We start from the raw sequence: 24,642 nt of genomic DNA on the forward strand, positions 1-24,642 counted from the left end.
GTTCTACTGCTCTACTTCGCGGTGCCCGTGAAACGCGACTCACGGATCATCGTCACGCGGATCTCGCCCGGGTACGTGAGCTGCTTCTCGAATGCCTGGGCGATGTCACGGCAGATCTTGGCGGCCGACTCGTCGGTCGTCTGCTTCGTGTTGGCGATCACACGCACCTCGCGGCCCGCCTGGATGGCGAACGCCTGGTGGACGCCCTGGAAGCCGGTGGCGATCGCCTCGAGCTCCTGCATCCGCTTGATGTAGCGGTCGAGCGTCTCGCGGCGGGCGCCGGGACGCGACGCGCTGCAGGCGTCGGCCGCGGCGCACATGACGGTGTACGGCATGTCGGGGCGGATGTCGTCGTGGTGGCCGAGGGCGGCGTGGACCACCACTTCGTTCTCGCCGTAGCGTTTGAGGAGGTCGGCGCCTATCTTCGGGTGCCCACCCTCGGCGTCGTGGTCGGCCGCCTTGCCGATGTCGTGCAGCAGGCCGGCGCGGCGGGCCAAGTCGCCGTCGTAGCCCATCTCCTCGGCCAACAGGCCAGTGACGAAAGCGACCTCGATCGAGTGCCGCAGCACGTTCTGGCTGTAGCTCGTGCGGTAGCGCAGCCGGCCGAGCAGGTGGATCACCTTGTCGTGCAGGCCGTGGACGCCGACCTCTTGGGCCGCTTCCTCGCCGAACCGCTTGATCTCGCCCTCAACCTCGACCTCGGTCTCTTTGACCAGCTCTTCAATGCGTGTGGGATGGATGCGGCCGTCGGCGATCAGCTTGCCCAGCGCGATGCGGGCCACTTCGCGGCGCACGGGGTCGAACGAGCTGACGATCACCACGCCGGGCGTGTCGTCGATAATGACGTCGACACCGGTCTCCTTCTCGAAGGAGCGGATGTTGCGCCCCTCGCGGCCGATGATGCGGCCCTTCATCTCGTCACTGGGGATGTCGACCGTGCTCGTGGTCGCCTCGGCGGTGTGGGCGGCGGCGAAGCGTTGCACGCTGGTGATCAGCAGTTCCTTGGCCTTGGCGTCGCACTTCTCGGCCAGGGCCTTCTCAGCACGCATGATGCGGGCGCCCTGCTCGTTGGCGAGCTCCGTGTCGAGCCGCTCCAACAGCTGCTTGGTCGCCTCCTCGGCGCTGAGGCCGCTGAGTTGGTGCAGGGTCTGACGTTCAACGTCCAGCAGGTCGTCGAGCTCCGACTGGCGGCGCCCGGCGTCTTCGAGCTGCTCGGCCAGGCGGCGCTGGTTGCTCTCGACCATTTTCTCCTGCTTCTCGAGCTGCGAGGCGCGGCTCTGTAGCACGTCTTCTTGCTTGTCGAGCTGCCGCTCACGCTCGTGCAGCTGCTGCCGCACGCTGTTCATCTGCTCCTCGATCTTCGATTTTTCAGCCATGGCCAATTCCTTGGCCTCGATCTCGGCGTCCTTGTGACGAGCCTGGGCTTGCATCTCGGCCCGCTCGATGATCTGCGAAGCTTCCTTCTCGGCGTCCCACTTGCGCAGGCGGCCCAGCAGCAAGGTGCCGCCGATGCCGAGGCCCGCTGAAGCGGCGAATCCCGCCAGCATTAAAATCGGTTCCATGGTCGCTACCGTGTTTTCTAACTTGTGGCGAGGCGAGCGCGGCGTCGTGCCGGCCGGTTGCCGTTGTCCGGGGAAATACGATTCTGGTCGGGGCGACCTAGCTGCAGCGGCGATCGATCGCCGAGCGCAACGGGCGCCAAAATCATGTGTCGCTAACCAGCGAACGGTGTTCGTGCAGAACCGAACAAGAAACCGCCGCGAGCGGCTCACCCTTTAGGGGGGCCGACGCGAAGCGAACTTCCGCATTGAAACGCAGCGCCAGTGGCGTCTTCAGCTAACTGCCGACGCCAACCAATCTCTCCAGCCCATCACCGGCGGCGACCAGGAGTCGCCCGGCGGACCGCCGAGGGGGTAACCCCGCTGGGGACGGCAATCAGCGTTGCGGGCTTGCCCAAAGGCGTGGCCGGCAGAGCTGGTAGCCGCGGTGGCTTGATGAGGACAAAGGCCGGGCTCGCGTCGCAAGCCGGCCTCGGCGCTCTCACGATCGCACACGCCTAGCAGCGCAGCGAGCAGCCGTGAGAGCAGCCCCATCATGAGCAGGGAGAACGTTGGTTGTACAGTACGTGTCAAAGTGGGAAGATTCCCTTGTGCGACTCTTTGTTCGGCGCCGAGCTTGGCCCGCCACCGGCTCACGATCCAGATGATAAAAAAGATGACAGCAATGAATCCGGACGCGGTTTGATCACTCTTCGGTCACGCGTCGCCCCTCGTGAAGACTCCCTCGGCGGGCAATCTTGCCAGCGGCGGGAGAAAGCGAGAAGCACGCGTTTCACGCCTCGTCGGGAGCTCGAGATTCGAGGCCGACGGTCGTCCCAAATCACTATAGTGATTAGGGTTGCGACGTAGCGATCAAACTGGACGAAATGTAACCAATTCTTAACCCTGCCGCAACATGGGACCCCCTGAAAACGCGATGGGTTGGCTTCCGGCGGGGAACCAACGCACCCAAGAAACACACACCGTATTGAGCCACCCGCCACGCGACTCCGAAGCCTGCTTTGAGCCGACAGGCGACCCCTTCGAGCGGGCCGTGGCCGAGGCGTGGCCCGCCGCCGAATGGCGAGATGTGAACGTCTTGGTCGCCGTTTCAGGGGGGGGCGACAGCTTGGCGTTGATGCGAGCGTTGGCGTCGCTTGCGCGGGCTAGGCCCGGCAAGGGCGGTCTGATCGTGGCCCATTTCAACCACGCCTTGCGCGGGGAAGAATCACAGGGCGATCAGCGGCTCGTTGCCTCGCTTTGCTCGCAATTGGGGCTGCCGCTCGAGACCGATTCCGCTCAGGGCGAAGCCCGCAGTGAAGAATCGGCCCGGGACGAGCGATACGCGTTTTTCCGCGCCGCGGCCGATCGGCTGGGGGCTCGTTTCGTCGCCACGGCCCACACGGCCGACGACCAGGTGGAAACAGTGCTGTTCCGCCTGCTGCGTGGCGCAGGGCTCGGAGGCGCTGCGGGCACGCCCCGCTGCCGGGTGTTGAGCCCCAGCTGCACGGTCGTCCGGCCGATGCTCGGCCTACAGGGCGCCGATGCGCTCGCGTATCTAAAGCGGCTCGGCCAAGACCACCGCCACGACTCGTCGAATGACTCGCGTCATTTCACCCGCAACTGGCTCCGTGGAGAATTGCTGCCTCAGATCCGCGAGCGGATGGGGGAAGGAGTCGACGAGGCGGTACTTCGCTTTGCCGAGCAGGCGGCCGAGGCCCAGCTCTTCATCGCCGCCGAGGCGGCGCGTTTGCTCGAATTGGCTCAGATGCCGGCGGGCAGCCCCGGTGCTGTGCGGCTCGCTTGCGAGCCGTTGTCCGAGGCGTCAGCGTTGCTGGCGCGCGAGGCGATCAAGCTCGCGTGGCGGCGGGCGGGCTGGCCCGAGGGGGCGATGGCCGCCCGTCATTGGGCCGAACTGCTAGCGATCGCTCGGGGGGATTCGGCCGCCAGCGATATGCCGGGGGCGATTCACGCCCTGGTGGAGGGTCGCGGCGGCCGCCGAGCCATGGTGCTGGCGCCGAAGCGGGGTCAGTAGGATTCTGACCCTCGCCGTGGGGCTGCTAGCACCGCGGCGGCAGGCCGCCACGCGTGTCGTCTTGACCCGTGCGGAGCCCGAGGCCTACTATCCCGCGCAAACCGATGGTCCCATCGGCCAACCCCAAGTCTTCACGCGACTTACGCCGCCATCTTCACGCGACTGATCAATTTCTTCTGGGCCGTGTTTAAGGGGGTCATCGCCCTCGGGGTGGCGGCTGCGCTCGGACTGGGGGCGTACCTCTACTTGCGGCTCGATGAAGAGACCCGCCGCATCGCCGAGCACTCGATCGCCGCCAGCTTTCCCGACATGGCGGTGCGGGTCGGATCGGCTCGATTCGTCACGGGCTCCGGCGTGGTGATGTACGACGTCGAGCTCGCCGAACGCGTCGGGGCGGGCGGACAGCGGCCGGTGCTCGTTGTCGAGGAGGTGCGGCTGCAAGGAGAGTTTGATGTCGGCAGTCTGCTGAGCGGCAAGCCAAGCGTCGAGCACGTCGTGCTCAAGCGGCCGCGATTGCACGCCGTGCGACGTCCGGGCGGGGAGTGGAACTTCGCCGCCATGAAGTCAACCAAAGAGGGCGACTGCGCCCCGCGTGTGACCGTGACCGACGCCACGCTGCTGGTCGAGGACGAAGCGTCCCCCGGCAAACCGCCGCGGGTCGTGCAGAACGTGAACCTTAAGGTCACGCCCGTAACGCAAAAGCCCGGCGCGCCGCCGAGCGAGCACTACCGGTTCGAGGCGAGCGCCGACGACGTGATCGCCGCTCGGCTCGAGGCGAGCGGCGAGTTCGACGCGGCGAGCGGCGCCTTGTCGGTAAACGCCCAGGCCGAGCGGTTCGCGATTTCCGACTCGCTGATCGCGTGGTTGCCCGCCGCGATTCCCCTGGGCCTGGCGCCGAGCGAGCTGCGCGGCCTGCTGGACGGCGGCTTGAGCGTGTCGCGTCCCTCGTCCTCCGCCCCACTCGCGTGGCGAGCCAACTTCCGGGTGTCGCAAGGAACGATTCGCCACCCCCGGCTGGGAGCACCGATCACCGATCTGAGCATCGAGGGGGCGTGCGACAACCAGCGGCTGAGCGTCGCTCGGCTCGAGGGGCTGCTGGGCGACACCCACTTCGTGGCGGCCTGCAACCGGGAGGGCTGGTCGCTGTTCTCGCCCCTCGCCGCCCGCTGCCGCGTGGACGGGCTCGACCTCGACCGGCTACCCCGCCAGGGTCTCCCCGAGTCGGCCCAACGGCTGCTCGCCAGGTTCGACCCGCACGGCGTGGTCGACGTGACCGCGTCAGTGGCGTTCGACGGCGCCCGCTGGCGCCCCGAGGCGACGATCGATTGCCGCCGGGTGTCGTTCCGCGACGCCGAGAAATTCGACTACCGCCTGACCCAAGGAACCGGTCGGCTGACGGTCGCGCCCGATGAAACCAACGCGGCGCAATCGGTCGGCCCGCTCGGCTTGCCCCCCTGTCGCTTGGCGGCCGATCTGACCGCCCAGGTCGAGGGGCGTCCGGTTCAGATCCGCGCACAGTTGCACGGACTCGGCCTGCCGGGTCCCGCCGTCAAGCCGATGCCCGTCGGTTGGATCACGATCGACAGCGAGTCGACGCCGGTCACCCCCGCGGTGCTCGCCGCCCTGCCCGAGGACAAGGCGAAACTCGTGATCGAGTCGCTCCACCCCCGCGGCTGGGTCGACATCCACTGGCGCGCCGACCGCACCGGCGTCGATCAGGCGAAGCCCGACATCGCGCTCGACATGCGGCTCCGCGACTGCGAGCTCAGCTACGACCGGTTCCCTTACCCGTTGCAGCACGTCGACGGCGATCTGCGTCTCCGCGACGACGTTTGGGAGTTCACGGATCTCGAGAGCAAGGACGCCGCGGGCCGCAAGCTCGTGTCGTGCCACGGCGGGCTGGCGCCGAAGGACGACTCGCACCGGTTGATGCTCTACTTCCACGGCGAGACGATCCCGCTCGACGAACGGCTCCGCGCAGCGCTCCCCGAGGGGGTGCAGACGGCCTGGGCCGGGCTGTTGCCGCGCGGCCAAGTCGACTTCGCCGCCCACGTGTCGCACCTCGAGGGCGAACCGCGACCCGACATCCGCGTGTCGCTGCGTCCCGCGGGGCGCAGCGTGTCGATCGAGCCGGCGTTCTCCGATCGCTCGGCCCGCTACCGCCTCGACCAGGTCGACGGCCAGTTCGAGTGGTACAACGACGCGCTGACGATGACCGAGGTGAGGGCCGTGCACGGCGCGACTTCGTTCCGAACGAACGGCGCGTGGCAGGCGTTGCCCAACGGCGGCTGGCGGCTCCGTTTCGAGGGGCTCAGCGCGGACCGGCTGGCGTTCAATCACGACCTGATGCTCGCCGCTCCGGCGGGGCTGCGCGGGGTGATCGAGAGGCTCAAGCCGGTGGGGGGCTTCGGCCTCTCGGGCGGCGCGTTCGAGGCGGTCCAGGCGTCGAACGCCGCGCCGCAGCTCACCACATCGTGGGACATCGGCGTCGACTGCCATCAGGCGAACATCAACGCCGGCCTGCCGATCGAAGGCCTCTGCGGCACGGTGCGGCTGCGCGGCTCGAGCGACGGACGCCAGGTGAGCACCGGGGGCGATTTCGATTTCGACTCGCTGTTCTGGAACAACGTGCAGCTGACCGAAGCACGCGGCCTGTTGTGGGCCGATGGGGCGGAGTTCTTGATCGGCGAGGGCGCCGCCAACAAGCAGCGAATCGCTCCCGCCCCCGCCGCAACCGCCAAGGCGTACGGCGGCGAGCTGCGGCTCAACGCCCGACTGGAGCACGCCGGCCGACCGAAGTACGGCCTCGCCATGACGATCGAAGGCGCCGACCTCGCCCGCTTCGCCTCGGAGTACTTGCAGCGGCAGGAGTCGCTCACCGGGCGAGTCGACGGCCGGCTCGAACTGCGGGGCGACGGGCCGTCGATCTACGGCCTTGAGGGCCGCGGCGAGATGACGATCTCCGACGCCCAGGTCTACGAGCTGCCGCTGATGGTCAGCATGCTCAAGGTGCTGCGCAACCGCACGCCCGACGCCACGGCGTTCAACCGCTGCGAGTCGAAGTTCACGCTCCGGGGCGACGTGATCGAGTTCCAAGACCTCGACCTGCTGGGCGACGCGGTGAGCCTCTACGGCCGCGGCGAGGCCAAATTCGACCGCGAGCTGAACCTCGTGTTCCACAGCCTTGTCGGACGCAATGAGCTGGCGATACCGGTGCTGCGCAACTTCGTTGGGCAGGCCAGCGAACAGTTCTGGCGCGTTCGCGTGCTGGGCACCACCGACAAGCCCGATATCCGTCGTGAGACCTTGCCGGTGGTCGGCAACATGCTCGAGCAGATCCAGAACGACTTCCAGCCTTCGCCCCGGGGCGCCCCGGGAGCGGCGGCGCCCTACACGGCCGGGCCGGCCCCCGCGCGAGCCGCCCCCACCAGCCCAGGCAACTACGTGCAATAATATCGGCGTGCGATAAACACCACGCGAAGGCAGGAGCGGCAAGCCGCTCGCACGGGGGCGCCGCCCACCAATCGGCGCAGTAGACTTACGTAACACCTTGGATTGACGCCCTTCCGACCAGCGAGACAACGAGCGAAGCCTAGCGAAGCACTTCAACCCGCGTTGACGCCCATCCCCGGCCGCCGGCGCGCCCCGACAAACGTGTCCTTCAAAGGAGCGATGTCATGAGCATGGGACCCGTGGGAGGAATCATCGGCAGCGCCGCCGGTTCGCCCTTGCAGCAATCGGCCGGCTCGGCCGAACGAGCGAAGCAAGACTCCAGCGCCCAAGAGCGCAGCGTCGACTCCAGCCTCAAGACCGAGAAGGCCTCGGGCGTGGGGCAGACCGACGAGGACCAAGGCGCCGCAGACCGCGACGCCGACGGCCGCAAGCTGTGGGAAAGCCCCAACGACCAAGAGCCTGACGACCAACAAGACGAGCAGCAACAGTCGGGGGAGTCTGCGGCGGATGGCGACTCCCCCACGGCCCCATCGAAACGGCGTCCCCCCTCGACCGGCGGCGCCGGAGAGCGGCTCGATCTGATGGGATGATTAAACCTTAGGCGACCACCGCCGCCTCCAGCCAACCGATCCGAGACCCCCATGCGCTTCACCAAGATGCAAGGCGCCGGCAACGACTACGTTTACGTCGATTGCTTTTCCGAGACGGCGCCTAGCGACCCGGCCGAGCTGGCCCGCCGCGTGTCGGATCGCCACTTCGGCGTTGGCGCCGACGGGCTCGTGCTCATCGGCCCGAGCGACAAAGCCGACGCCGAGATGCGCATGTTCAACGCCGACGGCTCCGCGTCGCAAATGTGCGGCAACGCCGTGCGGTGCGTCGCCAAGTACCTTTACGACCACGGTCGCTGCACCAAGGAAACGCTCACGGTCGAGTCGTTCGGTGAGACCTATCCGCTCGACCTCGTGGTCGAGGGGGGCAAGGTGACGCGTGTGCGCGTCGACATGGGCGAGCCGATCCTCGACCCCGCCAAGGTCCCCACGCGGCTGAAGGCCAACCAAGAGGGCGCCGTCTGCGACGCCGACCTGACGATCGGCGACCGGCTGCTCAAGGTCACCGCCGTCTCGATGGGCAACCCGCACTGCGTGGAGTTCGTGCCCGAGCTGCCCGAACCGGGCGCGCCGCACGACCTGGTGGTCAATTACGGGCCGCACCTCGAGAACCACGAGATGTTCCCCGAGAGGGTGAACGCCGAGTTTGTCGAACTCATCTCTCCCACCCGGGTGAGGCAGCGCACCTGGGAGCGTGGGTCGGGCGAAACGCTGGCCTGCGGCACCGGCGCGAGCGCCGTCTGCGTTGCTGGGGTGCTCTCCGGCCGCACCGAACGGAAGATCACGGTCGAGTTGTTGGGCGGCGAGCTCGAATTGGAGTGGAACGAGTCCGACAACCGCGTGTACAAGACCGGCCCGGCGGTGGAGGTATTCACCGGCGAGTGGCCCGAGTGAACAGGAATGACCAACGGACCAAGCCCAGTGTCCAAGGGGGTTGGATTCCAGCATTGGTCATGGGATTTGGTCAGAGCAGCTCCCAATCTTTAACGGAATGAAGATCAACAGCCCCACAGCGAACGAGGCCCTTGGCGTTGGCGTGCAATGGTCGATCTACGCGCTGATGAGCACCCTCCGCTACCGTGTGGCCTACGCCGAGCCGTGCGTGGACCCGGTGCACGGGCCGGCGGGACCCTACTTGTTCGTTTTCTGGCACGAGAACATCTTGCTGCCGCTCTACTTGCGGCCGAACTGCGGGGTGACGATGCTGCTGAGCCGCCACCGCGACGCCGACGTTTTGGAGGTGATCGCCCGCCGGTCGGGGTTCGGCTTTGTGCGCGGCTCGACCGGCCGTGGCGGGGTGGCGGCGCTCAAAACCTTGGCGGCCGAGGGGCGCCATCGCCACTTGGCCATCACCCCCGACGGCCCCCGCGGCCCACGACGCCAGCTCGCCCCCGGGCCGATCTATTTGGCTTCGAAGCTCGGCGTGCCGATCGTCGCGCTCGGATTCGGCTGCAAGCAGCCTTGGCGGCTCTCGAGTTGGGACCGGTTTGTGATCCCGCGACCCTTCTCCACCGCGCGCGTGGTGATGAGCGAACCGCTGCACGTGCCCGCCGGGCTCAACCGCGCGGGGCTCGAACGGCGTCGCGTGCAAGTCGAGCGCGTGCTGGTCGACGTGAACGAGCAGGCGGAGGCGTGGGCCGAGGGCCGTGTGAGCCGCTCCGACGGCCTTGCCTGCCGGCGCCAAGCGGCGCCCAACGTGCATGAGTCGCTTCAAACCTGCCGGCCCGCGGCGTAGAATGCCGGCGTTACTCACGACGCCTCAGCCTCGCGCACGGACCGCCCGCTTGTCGTTCGCCCCCCACCACGACGCCCAGAACGCCGATCAGGCGCTCTCCGTCTCGCAGCTCACGGCCCAGATCAAAGGGCTCGTCGAAGATTCGTTCCCCTCCGTGTGGGTCGCGGGAGAGGTTTCAAACTTCTCACGCCCGCAGTCGGGGCACTGCTACTTCACGCTGAAGGACGACAACGCCCAGATCCGCGCGGTCGTTTGGCGCGGCTCGGCGCAGCGGCTCAAGTTTGATCTGACCGACGGGCTCGAGATCGTCTGCCGCGGCCGCTTGGATGTCTACGCGCCGCGTGGGAGTTACCAACTCGTGGTCGACAGCGCCCAGCCGCAAGGCGTCGGCGCCCTCGAGCTCGCGTTGCGCAAGCTGCGCGACAAGCTCGAGACGGAAGGCCTCTTCGACCGCGACCGCAAACGCCCCCTCCCCCGCTTTCCGAAGCGGATCGGCTTTGTCACGAGCCCCACCGGGGCGGCCGTGCGCGATTTTCTTGAGGTCTTGCGTCGCCGCTGGGCCGGCGCCGAGGTGCTCGTCATCCCCACCCGCGTGCAAGGCGATGGGGCCAGCGAGGAGATCGCCCGCGCGATCGAAGCCGCAAACCGCGTGCAACCCGCTCTCGATGTGCTGGTCGTCGGCCGCGGCGGCGGCAGCATCGAGGACCTGTGGGCGTTCAACGAAGAGCCGGCCGTCCGCGCGATCGCCGCTTCGAACACGCCGACCGTCTCGGCCGTCGGCCACGAGATCGACACCACGCTGTGCGACTTCGCCGCCGACGTGCGGGCGCTCACCCCGAGCGAGGCGGCCGAGCGCGTGGTCCCCTCGCTCGAAGAAGTCACGGCCAGCCTCACTGACCGCGGCGAGCGGTTGCACGGCGTGCTGCGGCGGCGTGTGCGGATGGCGCGCGAGCGTCTCGCCGAACTCGCCCGACGGCGGCCGTTGGCCCGCCCCTTCGCACTGGTCGAAGACGCCCGCCGCCGGCTCGACGAGCTCGACGCCCAGGGCCGCCGCGCCGCGCAGCGGATCGGCCGCGACCGCCGCGCGCAGCTGGCGGCCCAAGCCGCCCAGCTCGAATCGCTCAGCCCGCTAGGCGTGCTGGCGCGTGGCTACAGCGTGACGACCGACGAAGAGACCGGCCGCCTGGTGCGCTCGGCCGGCGAAACGAAACAGGGCCAACGGCTAGCGACGCGGCTAGCCGACGGGACGGTCTACAGCGTCGTCGCGTCAGAAGAGTGATGATCGTAAGGAGTTTCGAGTTCCTGTAGGGAACGCCCTCCGTGGCGTTCCGACCCCTGGCGGACGGGCGTGTCCCCGAGGCCGGAACGCCACAGAGGGCGTTCCCTACAGACACCAGCACTATACTGCTTCACAAACCATCGCACGGTGAGCCGCCCCATGGCGCTAAAGAAAAAGAAGATCGCCAAGAAGAAACCGGCCGGCGACGACCAAGCACCGGACGATCAAGTCTCGTTCGAGGAGTCGCTCGGCTCGTTGGAGACGATTGTCGAGGAGCTCGAACGGGGCGAGCTCGGCCTGTCGGACGCGATCGAGCGCTACGAAGAGGGCGTCGCGAGCCTCAAGCGTTGCCACGCCGAGCTGGAGCGAGCCGAGCGGCGGATCGAGCTGCTGAGCGGCTTCGACGCCGAGGGGAACCCCGTGACCGAGCCGTTCGACGAGTCCTCCGACGGCGGCTCCGGGCCCAGCCGGGCCGGTAAAAGAACGGCCAAAGCCGCAAAGGGCGGCGGCGGGCCGCGGGGCGGCGTGGACGATAGCGGCGGGCTCTTTTAGACTGACGTGCTGAAGGAATCCCGCCCTCATCGCCCCCCGCCCATGCCGCTGCCCTCCCCTTCCGCCGCCGTTGACCACGCCGCGCCGTTCCCCACTGTTGGCGATGACCCGCACGGCGCGATCATCGAGGCCGCTCTCCAGCGCTGCCTGCCGGGCGAAGATCGCTGCCCGCCGCTGTTGGCCGAAGCGCTCCGCTACACCGTGCTCGGCCCCGGCAAACGGCTGCGGCCGCGGCTGGTGCTGATGGCGGCGGAGGCGTGCGGCGGCGACGCCCCGGCCGCCCTGCCCGCCGCTTGCGCGGTGGAGCTGATCCACGCTTACTCACTCGCTCACGACGATTTGCCGGCGATGGACGACGACGACCTGCGTCGCGGCCGGCCTACCTGCCACAAGCGTTTCGACGAGGCGACCGCCGTGTTGGCGGGCGACGCCCTGCAGCCTTTGGCTTTCGAACTGCTCGCCGGCCTCTCTCCCGCCGATACCGCCGCCCGTTGCTGCGCCGAGCTGGCCCGCGCCGCCGGAGCCGAGGCGCTAGTGGGCGGCCAAGTCGACGACCTGGCCGGCGCCGAAGCGCTCGTCGAGACCCAGCAGCTCCGCCAGCGGCTCGAGCGGATCCACGCCCGCAAAACCGGCGCGATGATCACCGTCTCGCTGCGGCTCGGCGCGATCGTGGCCGGGGCAAGCCAGGAGATCCTCTCCACCCTCACCGCCTTCGGCGAGCGGCTCGGGCTGTTGTTCCAGGTGACCGACGACCTGCTCGACGCCACCGGCGACGCCGAAGAAGTTGGCAAACGGACCGGAAAAGACGAGGGCCGCGGCAAACTGACCTACCCGGTGCTGATGGGCGTTGAGGCGACCCGCGAGTTCGCCGATCGCACGGCCGCCGAAGCGTTGCAGTCGCTCGAGCCGCTCGACGCGACGGCCGACCCGCTGCGGGCGCTCGTCGATAAGGTGCATCACCGCAGCCATTAGCCCCGGCGTGACTACAATAGAATGGTCCGCCACTTCGCCGCGGCGCCGCAATCCGGATCCACGACTCATCGCATGAGCGACTCCCTGAAAATCTTGCCGAAGCTCGCCTCACCGCGTGACCTCGACCCGCTCTCGCTCCTCGAGCTCGAGCAGTTGGCCGAGGAGATCCGTGAGACGCTCTGCAACCTGGTGGCGGCGCGCAGCGCCCACTTCGCCTCGAACCTCGGCGTGGTGGAGCTCTGCCTGGCGCTGCACACCACGTTCGATTTCGCCCGCGACCGGCTGATCTGGGACACCGGGCACCAGATCTACCCGCACAAGCTCGTGACGGGGCGTTACGACGAGTTCCCCACGATCCGCACGAAGGGGGGCCTGATGGGCTACCCCAACCCGACAGAGAGCGAGTACGACCTCTTTGTCACGGGCCACGCCGGCGCCAGCGTGTCGACGGCCTTGGGCCTGGCGAGCGGCGACCGGTTGATGCGTGAGGAGGAGGACCGCTGGACCGTGGCCGTGGTGGGCGACGGCGCATTCCCCTCGGGGCCCATCTACGAGGCGCTCAACAACGCTAAGCGCGATGGCCGGCGTCTCTTGGTCGTGCTCAACGACAACCAGATGTCGATCTGCCCACGCGTGGGCGGCGTGGCCGACTACTTCGACCGCCTGCGGATGAACCCCGTCTACACGGGCCTCAAAGAGGAGGTCGCCAAGGTCCTCTCGCACGTGCCGCTGCTGGGCGACCCGACCGAGCGTCTCTTGGCCCAGGTCAAAGAGGCCGCCAAGGCGGGCCTGCACGGCGGCATGTTGTTCGAAGAGTTCGGCATGCGCTACGTCGGCCCGATCGACGGCCACAACCTGCGACTCACACGCAAGTACCTCCGCATGCTCAAGGCGAGCGACGGGCCTGTGCTGCTGCACGTCGTGACGGAGAAGGGCCACGGCTTCCGGCCGGCGGCCGAGGACCCGGTGACGTTCCACGCCCCGCCGGTGTTCGAGCGCAGCGAGGGGCGTGTCGTGGCGATGAAAAAATCGTCGAGCCGCACCTACACGCACACCGCGAGCGAAGCGATCCACGCCGCGTTGGGCCGCGACGAACGAGTGTCCGTGATCACCGCCGCGATGTGCCAGGGCAACAAGCTCGAGCGCGTGCGGAACGATTTCCCCGAGCGACTCTTCGACGTCGGCATCTGCGAGGCCCACGCCGTGGCGTTCGCCGCCGGCCAGGCGAAGGCGGGCATGCGGCCGATCGTCGACATCTACAGCACCTTCTTGCAGCGGGCGTTCGACCACATCTTCCAGGAGGTCGCCCTGCAGAACCTGCCGGTCACGTTCACCCTCGACCGCGGCGGCTTGGCCGGCCCCGACGGCCCGACGCACCACGGCGTGTTCGACCTCAGCTACCTGCGCGTCTTCCCGAACATGACCGTCCTGGCCCCGGGCGATGCGGCCGACCTGACGGCGATGCTCGACTGGGCCCTCACGCACGACGGCCCCGCGGCGATCCGTTACCCGAAGTCGGCCGAGACGTTCGTCGAGGGCCCGCGGGAGCCGATCACGCTGGGCAAGGCCGAAGTCTTGCGCGACGGTCCTGATGGCGCCATCCTCTGCGGCGGGGCGCTGCTGGGCGAGTGCCTCCAGGCGGCCGACCGGCTGCGCACGGAAGAGGGCCTCAGCCTCACGGTCGTCAACGCCCGCTTCATCAAGCCGCTCGACAGCGAGACGATCCTGCCGATCCTGAGCGAGGCGCCGTTCGTCGTCACTGTCGAAGAGGCGGCCCTGGCCGGCGGCTTCGGCAGCGCGGTGCTCGAAGCGGCCGCCGACGCCGGTGTGAACACTAGCCACGTCCGCAGGCTTGGCATCCCCGACCAGTACATTGAGCACGGCGAACGCGAGGAGCTGCTCGCCGACCTGGGGCTCGACGCCGCGGGTGTCGCCCGTACGTGCCGCGAGGCTAACACCGCCCACGCTTCCGCCGTGGACGCAAACGCAGATTTTTAGAAATCCCAATGGCCAAGCCCCGATGCCCCTTACGGCGTGGGGGCAAAACAAATTTGGTCATTGGGGATTGGTCATTGGTCATTCCCATTAAGCAGTATGCCCACCCCGCCCCCCAGCCGTGTCCTCCTCGCCTTCGACGGCTCGCGGCAGGAGCTGCGTGACCGGGCCGCCGCGCTGGCGCCAATCGTCCGCCAGCACTTTGAGGTCGCCTCGACCCACGAGGACCTCGACCAGGCGATCGACGAGAAGGAGCTCGGTCCCGACGGGGCCGAATGGGTGGTCGCCATGGGGGGCGATGGCACGATGCTGCGCACCGCCCGGGCGATGGGCCGCAACCAAGCGCCGATCGTCGGTGTGAACCTGGGCAGACTCGGGTTTCTGGCGGGGCTCAACCCTGAGCGGCTCGACAAGGCGCTCGGCGAGATCGCCGCCGGCAAATTCCGCATCGTGCGCCACGTGATGCTCGACTGCACGCTCGTGGCGGCCGACGGCGCCGAGACCTCGCGGCTCGCGCTCAACGAGGCGGCGGTGCTAGCGGGCGAGCCGTTCCGCATGATCGACGCCCAACTCTACGTTGACGGTGATTTGGCGGCGACTTACAGTTGCGACGGCTTCCTGGTCGGCACGCCTGTCGGCTCGACGGCCCACAACCTGGCGATCGGCGGCCCGATCCTCCGCAAGGACATCGACGCGGTCGTGCTGTCGTCGATCAACCCCCACACCCTGACTGTGCGGCCGGTGGTCGACTCGCCCGACCGCACCTACGAGATCGTGGTGGCCGACCCGAATCCCGGCACGCGGCTGCTGGTGGACGGCAAGGTGGTCGGCCCGCTGAGGCCCGGCGACCGGGTCCGCGTCGAGCGTTCGCCCGCCGTGTTCCAGATGGTCGAGGTCGCCGGACAAACATATTACCGAACGCTCCGCAACAAACTCGGCTGGGGCAGCCGCCCGCGAGCGCCAAAGGAAACGCCCTAGAAAATCGACTATTAACAGCAAGGAAGCTGAGCATGCTCAATCGATTCTTTCGCACAGCGACGCTCGTCGCCATGATCGCCCTCATGGGCGCCGACGCCTGGGCCGCCGAAAAGCGGGACGAGAAGCACACGCTTCGCTACAAATTCCGCACGGGCGAGACGCTCCGCTGGGACGTCGACCAACGCTCCAGCGTTCGCAACACGATGGAGGGGACCACCCAGCAGGCGCAGACCAAGACCACCAGCCTGAAGGTCTGGAAGGTGATCGATGTGACGCCGGACGGCTCGATCGAGTTCCAGAACCTGGTCGAGCGCGTGCGGATGGAGAACAAGCTGCCCGACCGCGCCGAGATGGTGTTCGACAGCACCGAGGACGACGCCCCGCCGCCCGGATTCGAGGACGCGGCCAAGGCGGTCGGCGTGGTGCTCAGTTCTGTGACGATCACGCCGTGGGGCGAGGTCAAGTCGCGCGACGTGAAGCACCACCAACCGGCCGCCGACCCGAACGCCTCGATCACGGTGCTGCTGCCCAAGGAGCCGGTCGCCGTGGGCGACAGCTGGGACGAGCCGCAAGAGGTGCAGGTGAAACTCAACGGCGGCGGCACGAAGGCGATCCAATGCCGGCGGCACTTCACGCTCAGCTCGGTCGAGAACGGCGTCGCCGTGATCAAGCTGCAGTACCAGGTGCTCTCTTCGACCACGCCGGAGATCGACGGTCAGCTCGCCGCCCGCCAGACGGACGGCCAGATCCGCTTCGACATCGACGCCGGCCGGGTGCTCTCGCAGCGGCTCGACGTCGACCGCCGCGTGCTCGGCTACGCCGGCCCGAGCAGCAGCATGCACTTGGTGACGCGCATGGAAGAGCGGCTGAAAACGCGCGCGGCGAGCGTGGCTTCGAAGCCAAAGTGAGGGGAATTAGCGATCAGCTGTCTGCGGTCAGCATTTTGGGGCTGAAAGCGGATCGCCACTCCGCGCGGCCAAAAATATTTTTCAGGCGCGCGCCGCGGGCCGCTTGAAAAGAGTTTTTCACACGTCCCCCCGGAACGGGCATCCATTTTACGCAGCTCTGCGAGGTAAAATGACGCTCTCGTCCGAAAGAATGCAGAAGTCGTCAGAAAAACGCCCCTGCGGCGCCCAATTATCTCTGTAGCAGCGGTTTCACCTAATTTCGACAATCGCTATTGGGTCGCGCGCAGCAGCCATTCTTGGCAACTCGCGATTTTGTCGTAGGTGGGGGGCGCCACGCCCGGCTTGCGGCGAGAAATCGGCGGGACGGTATCGGTGCAATTCGCGCAAAACCATTCTTGGGCCAAGCGGTTTGAGCTGGCGATTCTCCGACCTAACGTCCGTCTGTTACAATACCAGCCATGCGTTTAACTACCGCACGGCATTCAATTACCGCATCCATGCTCGATCATCACGAACGCTGCAAATCATCAAGTTGCTCTCGATGCACGACAAAGCTTTTTGCCTTCGTGGTCGCGGCGACTATTATCAACTCCTCCGCGGGCCTAACCTGCTTCGCCGCGGGGATGTTTGCCTACTACCCTGGCCAAGGGGCGGAAGTTTCTTTTAACGACATCGACGGCAACCTACTGGAAGCCGTTCCCATGTCAGGAGCTGTTGGCGCTCTCGACTCCACGGGGGGCCGAGTCTATGGGATCGCGCCCACGGGCGCCTACAACGGGATCTACGAGGTTCAGCCGGGCAAGCCTCCCAAGCTTCTAGTAGAGGATGAATTCATATTAACTATCCGTACAGGGCTCTCGGCGAGCAGCACCGGGGTATTTGCGACCTTGCCGGCGGGCAGGGCCGCTGTTTGGTTTTACGAGATTAGTGAAAGCAGAAGGGGAGTACAGACCCCTTTAGGTTTCGGTATTGACCTTGAATTCGACGGGACCAATACCCTGCTACTTCTCACTCAAGACGGCTTGCGCCGTCAGGAGTACGTCGAAGACCTCTCGGGGGATTATGAGATTGTCGACGATCAACTCCTGATCGACTTAACGACTTTGGGCGCGCCTGCCCCCGGAGCGACCTTGGCTCTCTCAAACAGCAGATTCATCGCCATCGCGAATGGGGAAGACGGCGATGCATCCCTGTTCGATCCGACGGGCGCCTTCCAAGCCTCGTTCTCGCTCGAGGGCGTTATCCGGGCGATGGCTTTCGGCCCTCACAACTCGCTCTACGCCGTAGTTAGCGGCAACGATGGGGGATTGTTTGAACTCCGGCAAGGCGCCGCTGCCCGACTGGTATCGGACGACCCTCTATATCGGAATGCGACGATGGGCGCCGAACTGGTCTACGTGCCCGAGCCAATGGGCTTCACGGTGGTGGCGATGGCGTTTTGTGCGATCTCGTGCAGTCGTTTATCGAGAATGCGATAGAAGCTGCGAGAGTACCACGTTGCGAGTAGAGAACGCTCTGGCATTTCCGTAAAGAACCGGCGCCCAAGCCGCATGGTGCGGCTGCTTGGGACTTCGCCAGACGGACGGCCAGATCCGCTTCGACCGCGACGCCGGCCGGGTGCTCGGCTACGCCGGCCCGAGCAGCAGCATGCACTTGGTGACGCGGATGGAAGAGCGGCTGAAAACGCGCGCGGCGAGCGTGGCTTCGAAGCCGTGAGCGCCGCTGCTGCTACGCCTCGCCGTATCCGCTTTTAGCTTTCCGGGCGACTCGCTGCGCAGGCGGTTGGTCTGGTCGGCAGGGCTGCGCACACGGGGCGGGGTTGGGGCTGTTTTTCTGCTTCTCTGCGGACCGGACCGTCTCGGTAAGTGGGCTCCATTACCGTTTCGCTGCTCGATGGCTGAAAACCGGTGCTGGTTTACGGCCCTCGGATCGTTGCTTGCCGGCGGCCGGCGGGCGAGAATGGTCCGCATTGGAGGCGGCGTGCTTTTTCACGGGCTCGCGCTGCAACGCTCTTTGTCGGGGTGTGCAGCGTCTTTCTCGCCTCGGCCCAACTCACTAGCGGATGCGGTGAACGAGCAGGACTGAACGTTCAGGCCCCACGCCGCAATCGACCATTCTCTCGTCTCCTCGGAGCCTACTCATCGTGACGACGACCCCCCGCGTTAAACAACTCGGCGCCGCACTGCTGGCCTTCTTGATCATTGCCACGAGCCTGCCGGCCGCTGCGGACGCCCCCGCCTCGTCGGCCGCCGAGCCAACGCCGGCAATGGCGCCGCCGATGCCGTTCGACATCCCCTACGGCCTGCCGGCCTTCCCCGGCGCGTGGGGCGGAGGGATGTACGCCACGGGCGGACGCGGCGGGAAAGTCATCGCGGTGACCACTCTCGACGACAGCGGCCCGGGCAGCCTGCGGGCCGCGATCGACGCGGAAGGGGCGCGGATCGTGGTGTTCCGCGTCGCGGGCAAGATCGAGCTCGAGTCGAACCTCGACATCGACCACCCGAACATCACGATCGCCGGCCAGTCGGCGCCGGGCGACGGAGTCTGCATCACGAACCACTCGCTCAACATCAACACGAGCAACGTCGTGCTGCGGCACCTGCGAGTGCGGCGCGGCAATCCCTCGGGCGGGCAGGGCTCGGACAACATCGGCGGGCACCCGCGCGGGCAGGTGATCGTGGACCACTGCTCGGCCAGTTGGGGACGCGACGAGAACCTCTCGCTTTACCGCTGGGTGGACCGTGAGGCGGAAGTCCCCGCGATCCACGGCAACGTGGCCCAGATCAAGCACCCCGTTTGCAACCTCACCATCCAGTACTGCATCTCGAGCGAGGCGCTCGGCCCGGGGCACGAGTTCGGCGGCACCTGGGGCGGCCGCGACTCGACCTTCCACCACAACCTGTTCGCCTGCAACACGGGCCGCAACCCGTCGATCGGCATGAGCGGCAAGTTCGACTATCGCAACAACGTGATCTTCAACTGGGGCCACCGCACGATGGACGGCGGCGACGAGACGTCGCTGATCAACGTCATCAACAACTACTACAAGTCGGGGCCGGCGACCAACGACAACATGGTCAACATCATCGCTCGCATCGAGCAGCGTGATCAGAACTCGCCCAAGGGACGCTTCAAGGCGGGCGGCTGGTACCCCACCGCCGGCAAGCGGCCCGGCAAGTGGTACGTGGCCGGCAACCACGTCGATGGCTTCCCCGAGGTAACGGCCGACAACTGGAAGGGGATCCGGCTGAAGGCGGGCTCGCTCGACATGGAGCACGCCCGGGTCCTCACCCCGTTCGAGGCCTGGCCGGTCAACCAGCAGACGGCCCATCAGGCTTACGACGAAGTGCTCTCCAAGTCGGGCGCCACCCTGCCCCGCCGCGACGCGGTCGACGAGCGCGTGACCGAGATGGTCCGCAGCGGCGAGGTCAGCCACGGCGAGGGCGTCTTGCTACACCCCGACGAGGTAGGCGGATACCCCGAGTACGCCTACGACGCCGACCAAGTGCCCGCCGACAGCGACCACGACGGCATGCCCGACGGCTGGGAGCAGGAGCACGGTCTCGCCAGCGACTCGGCCGACGACGGCGCCACGGACGCCGACGGCGACGGCTACACGAACGTCGAGGAGTTCCTCAACGGGACCGACCCGCGGGAAAAGGTCGACTACACGAACCTCGGCAACAACGTCGACACGATCAGCGGCTGAGATCGTGTCGGCCGCGGGCCGTTGGGTCGCTCGCCACTCGCCAGCCACGGGCGCCGCCCGGGCTGGCTATTCCCACTCGATCGTGGCGGGCGGCTTGCTCGAGATGTCGTAGACCACACGGTTCACGCCCTTCACCTCGTTGATCACGCGGGTCGAGATCTTCGCCAGAAGGGCGTGAGGCAGGTGGCTCCAGTCGGCGGTCATGAAGTCGTCGGTGTTCACGCACCGCACGGCCAGGGCGTTCTCGTAGGTGCGGCTGTCGCCCATCACGCCGACGCTCTGGACCGGCAGTAGCACGGCAAACGCCTGCGAGGTGTCGCGGTACAAGCCGGCCGCCTTGATCTCGCCCACCACGATGTCGTCCGCCTCGCGGAGCGTCTCGAGCTTCTCCTTGGTGATCTCGCCGAGGCAGCGGACGGCTAGGCCCGGACCCGGGAACGGGTGACGCCAGACGATCTCCTCCGGCAGCCCCAACTGCAAACCGAGCCGCCGGACCTCGTCCTTGAACAGGTCGCGGAGCGGCTCGACGAGCTCGAAGCCCAACTCGGCCGGCAGGCCGCCGACGTTGTGGTGCAGCTTGATCGTGTCGGCGGGGCCGTCCACGGCGGCGCCGCTCTCGATCACGTCGGGGTAGAGCGTGCCCTGGGCCAGGAAACGGGCGCCCTCGACCTTGGCCGCCTCGGCCTTGAAGCACTCGATAAACTCATTGCCGATGCGGCGACGCTTCTCCTGCGGATCGCTCACGCCCGAGAGCACGCGGAGAAACTGCTCCTCGGCCTCGACGACGTGCAGGTCGGTCTTAAAGTGGTCGGAAAACTCGCGGACCACGGCCTCTTGCTCGCCTTTGCGCAGCAGGCCGTTGTCGACCAGGATGCAGCTGAGCTGCGGGCCGATCGCCTTGGCCAAGAGCGCGGCGACCACGGCCGAATCGACCCCGCCCGACAGGCCACAGATCACGCGGTCGGAACCGACCTGCTCGCGGACGCGGGCGATCATCTCGTCGGCGAAATCGCCCAGCCGCCAGGCCCCGGTCGCCTTGCAGACCTCGTGCAGGAAGTTGCCCAGCACCCGCTTGCCGTCGACCGAGTGGGTCACCTCCGGGTGGAACTGCAGGCCGTACACGGGCAGCGATTTGTGCCGCACCGCCGCGTAAGGGCAAGTCGGCGTGTTGGCCAACGCGATGAACCCCTCGGCGATGTCGGTCACCTGGTCGCCGTGGCTCATCCAGACCTCGGTCTGCGGCGCGACGTTGTGGAACAGGTCGCTGTCGTCGACCACGTCGCAATGGGCCCGGCCGTACTCACGGCTCGTGACGTTCTTGACGTCGCCGCCGAGCGCCTTGCAGGCGAGCTGCATGCCGTAGCAGATGCCCAAGACGGGAACGCCGAGCTCGAACAAGCCCGGGTCGCACTGCGGGGCACCGTCGGCGTACACACTGCTGGGGCCGCCCGAGAGGATGATCCCCACCGGGGCGAGCTCTTTGATCCGCTCGGCCGTGATGTCGTGCCGCACGATCTCGCAGTAAACGTTCTGCTCACGCACCCGGCGGGCGATGAGTTGGGCGTACTGCGAGCCGAAATCGAGCACCAGCACGCGCTCGTCGGTCAGGCGCGGGGCGGGCGTGGTGGTTTCGTTGGTCGAAACGTCGGTCATCGTCGTCCGTGGGTCGGGTGCGGTTCGGGAAAGGCGGGGCGTCGTGGCGCGGGGGAAAGTCGAGGATGCCGGATCGGCCCCCACGGCGGCAACCGCCAATCCCCCTGTGGCGGCCCCCTTTTTCAAACGAAACCGCAGATTATAGGGGTCGTAGCGTCGCCCCACTAGCTGCGGGTGGCTCGATTCATTGCCGCCGCGGCGGCGCCGCGCTTATTATGGAGCTATGGCCGCGGCCCGTGCGTACGGACGCGGCCCCCCGCCCCCTCCCCTCAAGGATGAGAGCCGAATCCCCGCCATGCGAATCCTGCTGACCAACGACGACGGCATTTACGCCCCCGGCCTGGAGGCGATGCGCAAGTCCCTTGAGCGTCTGGGCGAGGTGACGGTCGTGGCGCCCGCCACCGAGCAGAGCGGCGTGGGGCACTCGATCACGTTCCTCACCCCGCTGATGGCGAGCGAAGTCTACGACGGCGACCGGCTGCGTGGCTGGGCCGTCGAGGGCAGCCCGGCCGACTGCGTCAAACTCGCCGCCGGCGAGCTCTGCGACGGGCCGATCGACCTCTGCGTGAGCGGCGTGAATGGCGGGCTGAACGTCGGGATCAACGTGCTCTACAGCGGCACGGTGGCGGCCGCCAGCGAGGCGGCGCTGCACGGGCTGCCGTCGATCGCCGTTTCGCTCGAGTGGGACACCCACCCGCGGTTCGACCGCGCCGCGGCCTTGGCGGCGGGCGTCATCGAGCAGATGCTCGAGCGCGACGCCTGGCGCGACCATCCGCTTTACAACCTGAACGTGCCGACCTCGGCCGTGGCCGACGGCGCCAGCGCGGCGCCGGAGCTGCGAATCACCACGATGGGCGTGACGCCCTGGACCACGGTGTTCCACGAACGCCAAGACCCCAAGGGCCGTCGCTACTACTGGGTCGACGGCGCCCCGCCGGCCAAAGCGCCCGCGGCCGACAGCGACTTGGTGGCCGTTGGCGACGGCGCGCTGTCGCTCAGCCCGCTGCTGCTGGACCGCACCCAACACAACCAACTCGAGTCGATGCGTTCGTGGGGCCTCACGGCGCCCGAATCCGCGGGCGTCTGAACCAATCAATCCATTCGAACCCAAGGTTTCCCTGATGTACCGCACCGCTATCGCAATGAGTGTGATCGCCCTGTTGTCCGGCGCCCCGGGCTGCGGATCGGGCGACGGCGGGTCGAGCCTGTCGGAGATGGAGCGCCTGGCTGACGAACAAGAGGCCCGCGACATCGCCGCCGCTAAACTGGCCGCCGAGAAGAAGGCCGAGGCCGAGGCTGCCGCCGAGCAGCGCCGCAAAGAGGAATTCGCCAACCAAGACCCGAGCCTCGTGACGACCGACGACATGAAGCGCGGCAAGGACCTCAAAGGGGGCGGCTACCTCACCACGGTGATGCGCGGCCGCGTGGTCGCCGAACAGCGGCTCAACCTCGATATGGTGACCCACGCCCTGAATTTGTACTGGGCCTCCGAAGGCGATTACCCGAAGTCGCACGAGGAGTTCATGGAGAAGGTGATCGAGTTCAACCAGATCACGCTCCCGGAACTCGATGGCGACTACGAGTACTGGTACAACCCCGAAGACCACCAGCTTTACAAGCGGCCGGTGGTTGAGGAAGACGCTGAAGTTGAAGACGGAGTCGAAACCGAAGCGGACGAGACCAACCCCACCGATTGACGCCCCAAACCTCCTCATTTAGCCGGCGGTCAATGAACGTCGGCCCGCGGGCCATTGGCCCGCGGCTAAATAGGCCCCGCCTTACGCTCTCCCTCCTCGCTGCCCCCGCCCCTGCTCTTCTTCTCTCCTGCTCTCCTTCCTGCCGACAATCCCATGAACATTCCCTCGCTGCGGCTCGGCCTGTTGGCCGCGGCCGCCACTGTGCTGCACGCCGACGCCTCTCACGCCGACACGGCGAGCTGGGTCTTCCGGCCGAGCCACTACTCGCACAGCCCCGAGACGGGCGAGCGCGTGGGCCAATACGCGCAGGTCGCATGGGTCGAGCCCTTGGACGACCCTCGGGACACGGTGAGCCGCTACCGCACCACACGCACCCGTTTGCGCGGCGCCAACGGTTCGAACGACACTTGGTACGAGGTGCAGAAGTTTGGCAACCGCCGCGGCGGCTTCGACGCCGAGTGGGAGCGCGGCTTCGACGCCACGCTCACCACGCTCGACGCCCTGCGTCCGTTCCGCCGCAACCCGTGGTTGTTTTCCGGTGGTGGGTACGGCTACGGAGCGGGCTACGGCGGTGGTTATGGGTACGGAGCGGGCTACGGCGGCGTGGGCGGCTACGGCCCTTACGCCCCCGGGTATCAAGCGATGGCGCCCGCGACGGAAGGCGAGGAGCCGTGCTGCGACGATTCGGCGGCGGCCGCACCGCCCGCCTACGCCCCGGCGCCGTACTACCCGGCCCCCTTTTACGGGGCGCCTTTCTACGGGGCGCCTTTCTACGGGGCGCCTTACCCGTACCCCTACTACGGCGGGCGAGGTCATGTCGGCGGCCACCGTGGTGACGGGCGCCGCGGCGACGGCCGCGGACGCATGTGACCCGTGCGGCTGAGCCGGCTACGGCCGACCCAGCTGCGAGGCGGCGCCGTGCAACTCGCGTTCGGCCTCGTATTGGGTGAGCAGCCAGCGCCCGCCGCGCAGCTCGAACCGCATCGTGATGCCGTCGAAGTAGGCGCCCGTGGCGCCGCTCGACTTGTGCCGGGCGCGGATCACGGGCTTGAAGCCGAGCGTGGCGACCGTGGGCGCCGATTCGTCGTCCAGCGTGATCTCCGGGCCGCTCCCCACGCCGGCCGCTTCGACGGCGAACTGCGGCATCAATGTGCTGGCGTCGGAAACGATGTCCACGGCCGCCGGGTCGATGTGCGCCAGCACCGCCGTGAGGTCGTTCGCCTCGATGTCGGCCATCAGCCCGCTGAGCGCGGCCGTAACTTCTTCGCGGGGCGTGACCCACAACCGCTCGCCCACACACGCCAGCAGCGTGAGCAACACGGCCCCGGCGATCGCTAGCAGCGCGATTTGCCGGCGGGTTTGGGAGTACACAATCGCCGCCATCGTGACGAGCATCGCGCCCACGGCGATCGAGGGGACTGGGCTTTCTAACAGCAGGCGCATCGCTTGTTCGACCGATAGAGAAAAAGAACACGGGCCGCTGCGCCCGCACCCATGCAAGCTAACACACCCACGCGCGAGCGTCACGCA

General features: G+C 67.4%; 20 protein-coding genes. 17 read left to right on the forward strand and 3 right to left on the reverse strand.

Annotation, left to right across the window (positions count from 1 at the left end):
• Positions 1-11: 11 nt before the first annotated feature.
• Entirely contained in the window at positions 12-1,562 is a 1,551-nt protein-coding gene (gene rny, locus Mal64_RS18435) for a ribonuclease Y (protein WP_146403080.1), read from the reverse strand.
• Between the two features lie 913 nt (positions 1,563-2,475).
• Between rny and tilS the strand changes: the two genes are divergently transcribed.
• The 14 genes from tilS to Mal64_RS18500 all read left to right on the forward strand — a co-directional run bounded on the left by tilS (position 2,476) and on the right by Mal64_RS18500 (position 19,762).
• Positions 2,476-3,573, forward strand: coding sequence for a tRNA lysidine(34) synthetase TilS (tilS, locus tag Mal64_RS18440; RefSeq protein ID WP_197525878.1), 1,098 nt, complete (start codon positions 2,476-2,478; stop codon positions 3,571-3,573).
• Positions 3,574-3,756: 183 nt separating this feature from the next.
• Entirely contained in the window at positions 3,757-7,026 is a 3,270-nt protein-coding gene (locus tag Mal64_RS18445) for an AsmA-like C-terminal region-containing protein (protein ID WP_146403084.1), read from the forward strand.
• Positions 7,027-7,250: 224 nt separating this feature from the next.
• Positions 7,251-7,616, forward strand: a complete 366-nt coding sequence (locus Mal64_RS18450; protein ID WP_146403086.1) for a hypothetical protein — start codon at positions 7,251-7,253, stop codon at positions 7,614-7,616.
• Positions 7,617-7,667: 51 nt separating this feature from the next.
• Positions 7,668-8,528: a diaminopimelate epimerase gene (gene dapF / locus Mal64_RS18455; RefSeq protein WP_146403088.1), complete on the forward strand. Its 861-nt coding sequence runs from the start codon at positions 7,668-7,670 to the stop codon at positions 8,526-8,528.
• A gap of 97 nt (positions 8,529-8,625) precedes the next feature.
• Complete coding sequence (locus Mal64_RS18460; protein WP_146403090.1) at positions 8,626-9,369, forward strand: lysophospholipid acyltransferase family protein; 744 nt, start codon at positions 8,626-8,628, stop codon at positions 9,367-9,369.
• Between the two features lie 49 nt (positions 9,370-9,418).
• Complete coding sequence (gene xseA / locus Mal64_RS18465; protein WP_231993845.1) at positions 9,419-10,648, forward strand: exodeoxyribonuclease VII large subunit; 1,230 nt, start codon at positions 9,419-9,421, stop codon at positions 10,646-10,648.
• Between the two features lie 159 nt (positions 10,649-10,807).
• Complete coding sequence (gene xseB / locus Mal64_RS18470) at positions 10,808-11,200, forward strand: exodeoxyribonuclease VII small subunit (protein WP_146403094.1); 393 nt, start codon at positions 10,808-10,810, stop codon at positions 11,198-11,200.
• 42 nt (positions 11,201-11,242) lie between these two features.
• Complete coding sequence (locus tag Mal64_RS18475) at positions 11,243-12,172, forward strand: polyprenyl synthetase family protein (RefSeq protein ID WP_146403096.1); 930 nt, start codon at positions 11,243-11,245, stop codon at positions 12,170-12,172.
• A gap of 72 nt (positions 12,173-12,244) precedes the next feature.
• Positions 12,245-14,170, forward strand: a complete 1,926-nt coding sequence (gene dxs, locus Mal64_RS18480) for a 1-deoxy-D-xylulose-5-phosphate synthase (protein WP_146403098.1) — start codon at positions 12,245-12,247, stop codon at positions 14,168-14,170.
• A gap of 96 nt (positions 14,171-14,266) precedes the next feature.
• Positions 14,267-15,145 (forward strand): NAD(+)/NADH kinase, encoded by an 879-nt coding sequence (locus Mal64_RS18485; protein ID WP_146403100.1) that lies wholly within the window; start codon positions 14,267-14,269, stop codon positions 15,143-15,145.
• 32 nt (positions 15,146-15,177) lie between these two features.
• The gene (locus Mal64_RS18490) at positions 15,178-16,053 is read left to right on the forward strand and encodes a hypothetical protein (protein WP_146403103.1); all 876 of its coding nucleotides are present in this window, start codon (positions 15,178-15,180) and stop codon (positions 16,051-16,053) included.
• A gap of 458 nt (positions 16,054-16,511) precedes the next feature.
• On the forward strand, positions 16,512-17,531 hold the full coding sequence (locus Mal64_RS18495) for a hypothetical protein (protein WP_146403105.1): 1,020 nt from the start codon (positions 16,512-16,514) through the stop codon (positions 17,529-17,531).
• 85 nt (positions 17,532-17,616) lie between these two features.
• A complete protein-coding gene (locus Mal64_RS19995; RefSeq protein ID WP_197525879.1) occupies positions 17,617-17,769 on the forward strand; it encodes a hypothetical protein in 153 nt (50 codons plus the stop codon).
• A gap of 427 nt (positions 17,770-18,196) precedes the next feature.
• Positions 18,197-19,762, forward strand: a complete 1,566-nt coding sequence (locus Mal64_RS18500; RefSeq protein ID WP_146403107.1) for a pectate lyase family protein — start codon at positions 18,197-18,199, stop codon at positions 19,760-19,762.
• Positions 19,763-19,828: 66 nt separating this feature from the next.
• On the opposite strand, the gene guaA is transcribed toward Mal64_RS18500, so the two are convergent.
• On the reverse strand, positions 19,829-21,415 hold the full coding sequence (gene guaA / locus Mal64_RS18505) for a glutamine-hydrolyzing GMP synthase (protein ID WP_146403109.1): 1,587 nt from the start codon (positions 21,413-21,415) through the stop codon (positions 19,829-19,831).
• 295 nt (positions 21,416-21,710) lie between these two features.
• Here guaA and surE point away from each other — a divergent pair, with 295 nt between their 5' ends.
• The 3 genes from surE to Mal64_RS18520 all read left to right on the forward strand — a co-directional run bounded on the left by surE (position 21,711) and on the right by Mal64_RS18520 (position 23,982).
• Positions 21,711-22,502 carry a 5'/3'-nucleotidase SurE gene (gene surE / locus Mal64_RS18510; RefSeq protein WP_146403111.1) on the forward strand — a complete coding sequence of 264 codons (792 nt, stop codon included), beginning with the start codon at positions 21,711-21,713 and terminating at the stop codon, positions 22,500-22,502.
• Positions 22,503-22,536: 34 nt separating this feature from the next.
• Complete coding sequence (locus Mal64_RS18515) at positions 22,537-23,112, forward strand: hypothetical protein (protein WP_146403113.1); 576 nt, start codon at positions 22,537-22,539, stop codon at positions 23,110-23,112.
• Positions 23,113-23,265: 153 nt separating this feature from the next.
• Positions 23,266-23,982, forward strand: a complete 717-nt coding sequence (locus Mal64_RS18520) for a hypothetical protein (protein ID WP_146403115.1) — start codon at positions 23,266-23,268, stop codon at positions 23,980-23,982.
• 18 nt (positions 23,983-24,000) lie between these two features.
• Here Mal64_RS18520 and Mal64_RS18525 read toward each other — a convergent pair whose 3' ends face one another.
• Entirely contained in the window at positions 24,001-24,555 is a 555-nt protein-coding gene (locus Mal64_RS18525; RefSeq protein WP_146403117.1) for a hypothetical protein, read from the reverse strand.
• Positions 24,556-24,642 lie beyond the last annotated feature (87 nt).

The organism is Pseudobythopirellula maris, from assembly GCF_007859945.1.
Lineage (GTDB): Bacteria > Planctomycetota > Planctomycetia > Pirellulales > Lacipirellulaceae > Pseudobythopirellula > Pseudobythopirellula maris.

What these genes read in the sequence shown, in the direction of transcription:
- Mal64_RS18450 (WP_146403086.1), top strand. Translation starts at nt 7,251, where the DNA reads ATGAGCATGGGACCCGTGGGAGGAATCATCGGCAGCGCCGCCGGTTCG.
- rny (WP_146403080.1), bottom strand. Translation starts at nt 1,562, where the DNA reads ATGGAACCGATTTTAATGCTGGCGGGATTCGCCGCTTCAGCGGGCCTC.
- Mal64_RS18495 (WP_146403105.1), top strand. Translation starts at nt 16,512, where the DNA reads ATGCGTTTAACTACCGCACGGCATTCAATTACCGCATCCATGCTCGAT.
- Mal64_RS18485 (WP_146403100.1), top strand. Translation starts at nt 14,267, where the DNA reads ATGCCCACCCCGCCCCCCAGCCGTGTCCTCCTCGCCTTCGACGGCTCG.
- xseB (WP_146403094.1), top strand. Translation starts at nt 10,808, where the DNA reads ATGGCGCTAAAGAAAAAGAAGATCGCCAAGAAGAAACCGGCCGGCGAC.
- surE (WP_146403111.1), top strand. Translation starts at nt 21,711, where the DNA reads ATGCGAATCCTGCTGACCAACGACGACGGCATTTACGCCCCCGGCCTG.
- Mal64_RS18520 (WP_146403115.1), top strand. Translation starts at nt 23,266, where the DNA reads ATGAACATTCCCTCGCTGCGGCTCGGCCTGTTGGCCGCGGCCGCCACT.
- Mal64_RS18525 (WP_146403117.1), bottom strand. Translation starts at nt 24,555, where the DNA reads ATGCGCCTGCTGTTAGAAAGCCCAGTCCCCTCGATCGCCGTGGGCGCG.
- Mal64_RS18515 (WP_146403113.1), top strand. Translation starts at nt 22,537, where the DNA reads ATGTACCGCACCGCTATCGCAATGAGTGTGATCGCCCTGTTGTCCGGC.
- Mal64_RS18490 (WP_146403103.1), top strand. Translation starts at nt 15,178, where the DNA reads ATGCTCAATCGATTCTTTCGCACAGCGACGCTCGTCGCCATGATCGCC.
- dxs (WP_146403098.1), top strand. Translation starts at nt 12,245, where the DNA reads ATGAGCGACTCCCTGAAAATCTTGCCGAAGCTCGCCTCACCGCGTGAC.
- tilS (WP_197525878.1), top strand. Translation starts at nt 2,476, where the DNA reads ATGGGTTGGCTTCCGGCGGGGAACCAACGCACCCAAGAAACACACACC.
- Mal64_RS18460 (WP_146403090.1), top strand. Translation starts at nt 8,626, where the DNA reads ATGAAGATCAACAGCCCCACAGCGAACGAGGCCCTTGGCGTTGGCGTG.
- dapF (WP_146403088.1), top strand. Translation starts at nt 7,668, where the DNA reads ATGCGCTTCACCAAGATGCAAGGCGCCGGCAACGACTACGTTTACGTC.
- Mal64_RS18475 (WP_146403096.1), top strand. Translation starts at nt 11,243, where the DNA reads ATGCCGCTGCCCTCCCCTTCCGCCGCCGTTGACCACGCCGCGCCGTTC.
- guaA (WP_146403109.1), bottom strand. Translation starts at nt 21,415, where the DNA reads ATGACCGACGTTTCGACCAACGAAACCACCACGCCCGCCCCGCGCCTG.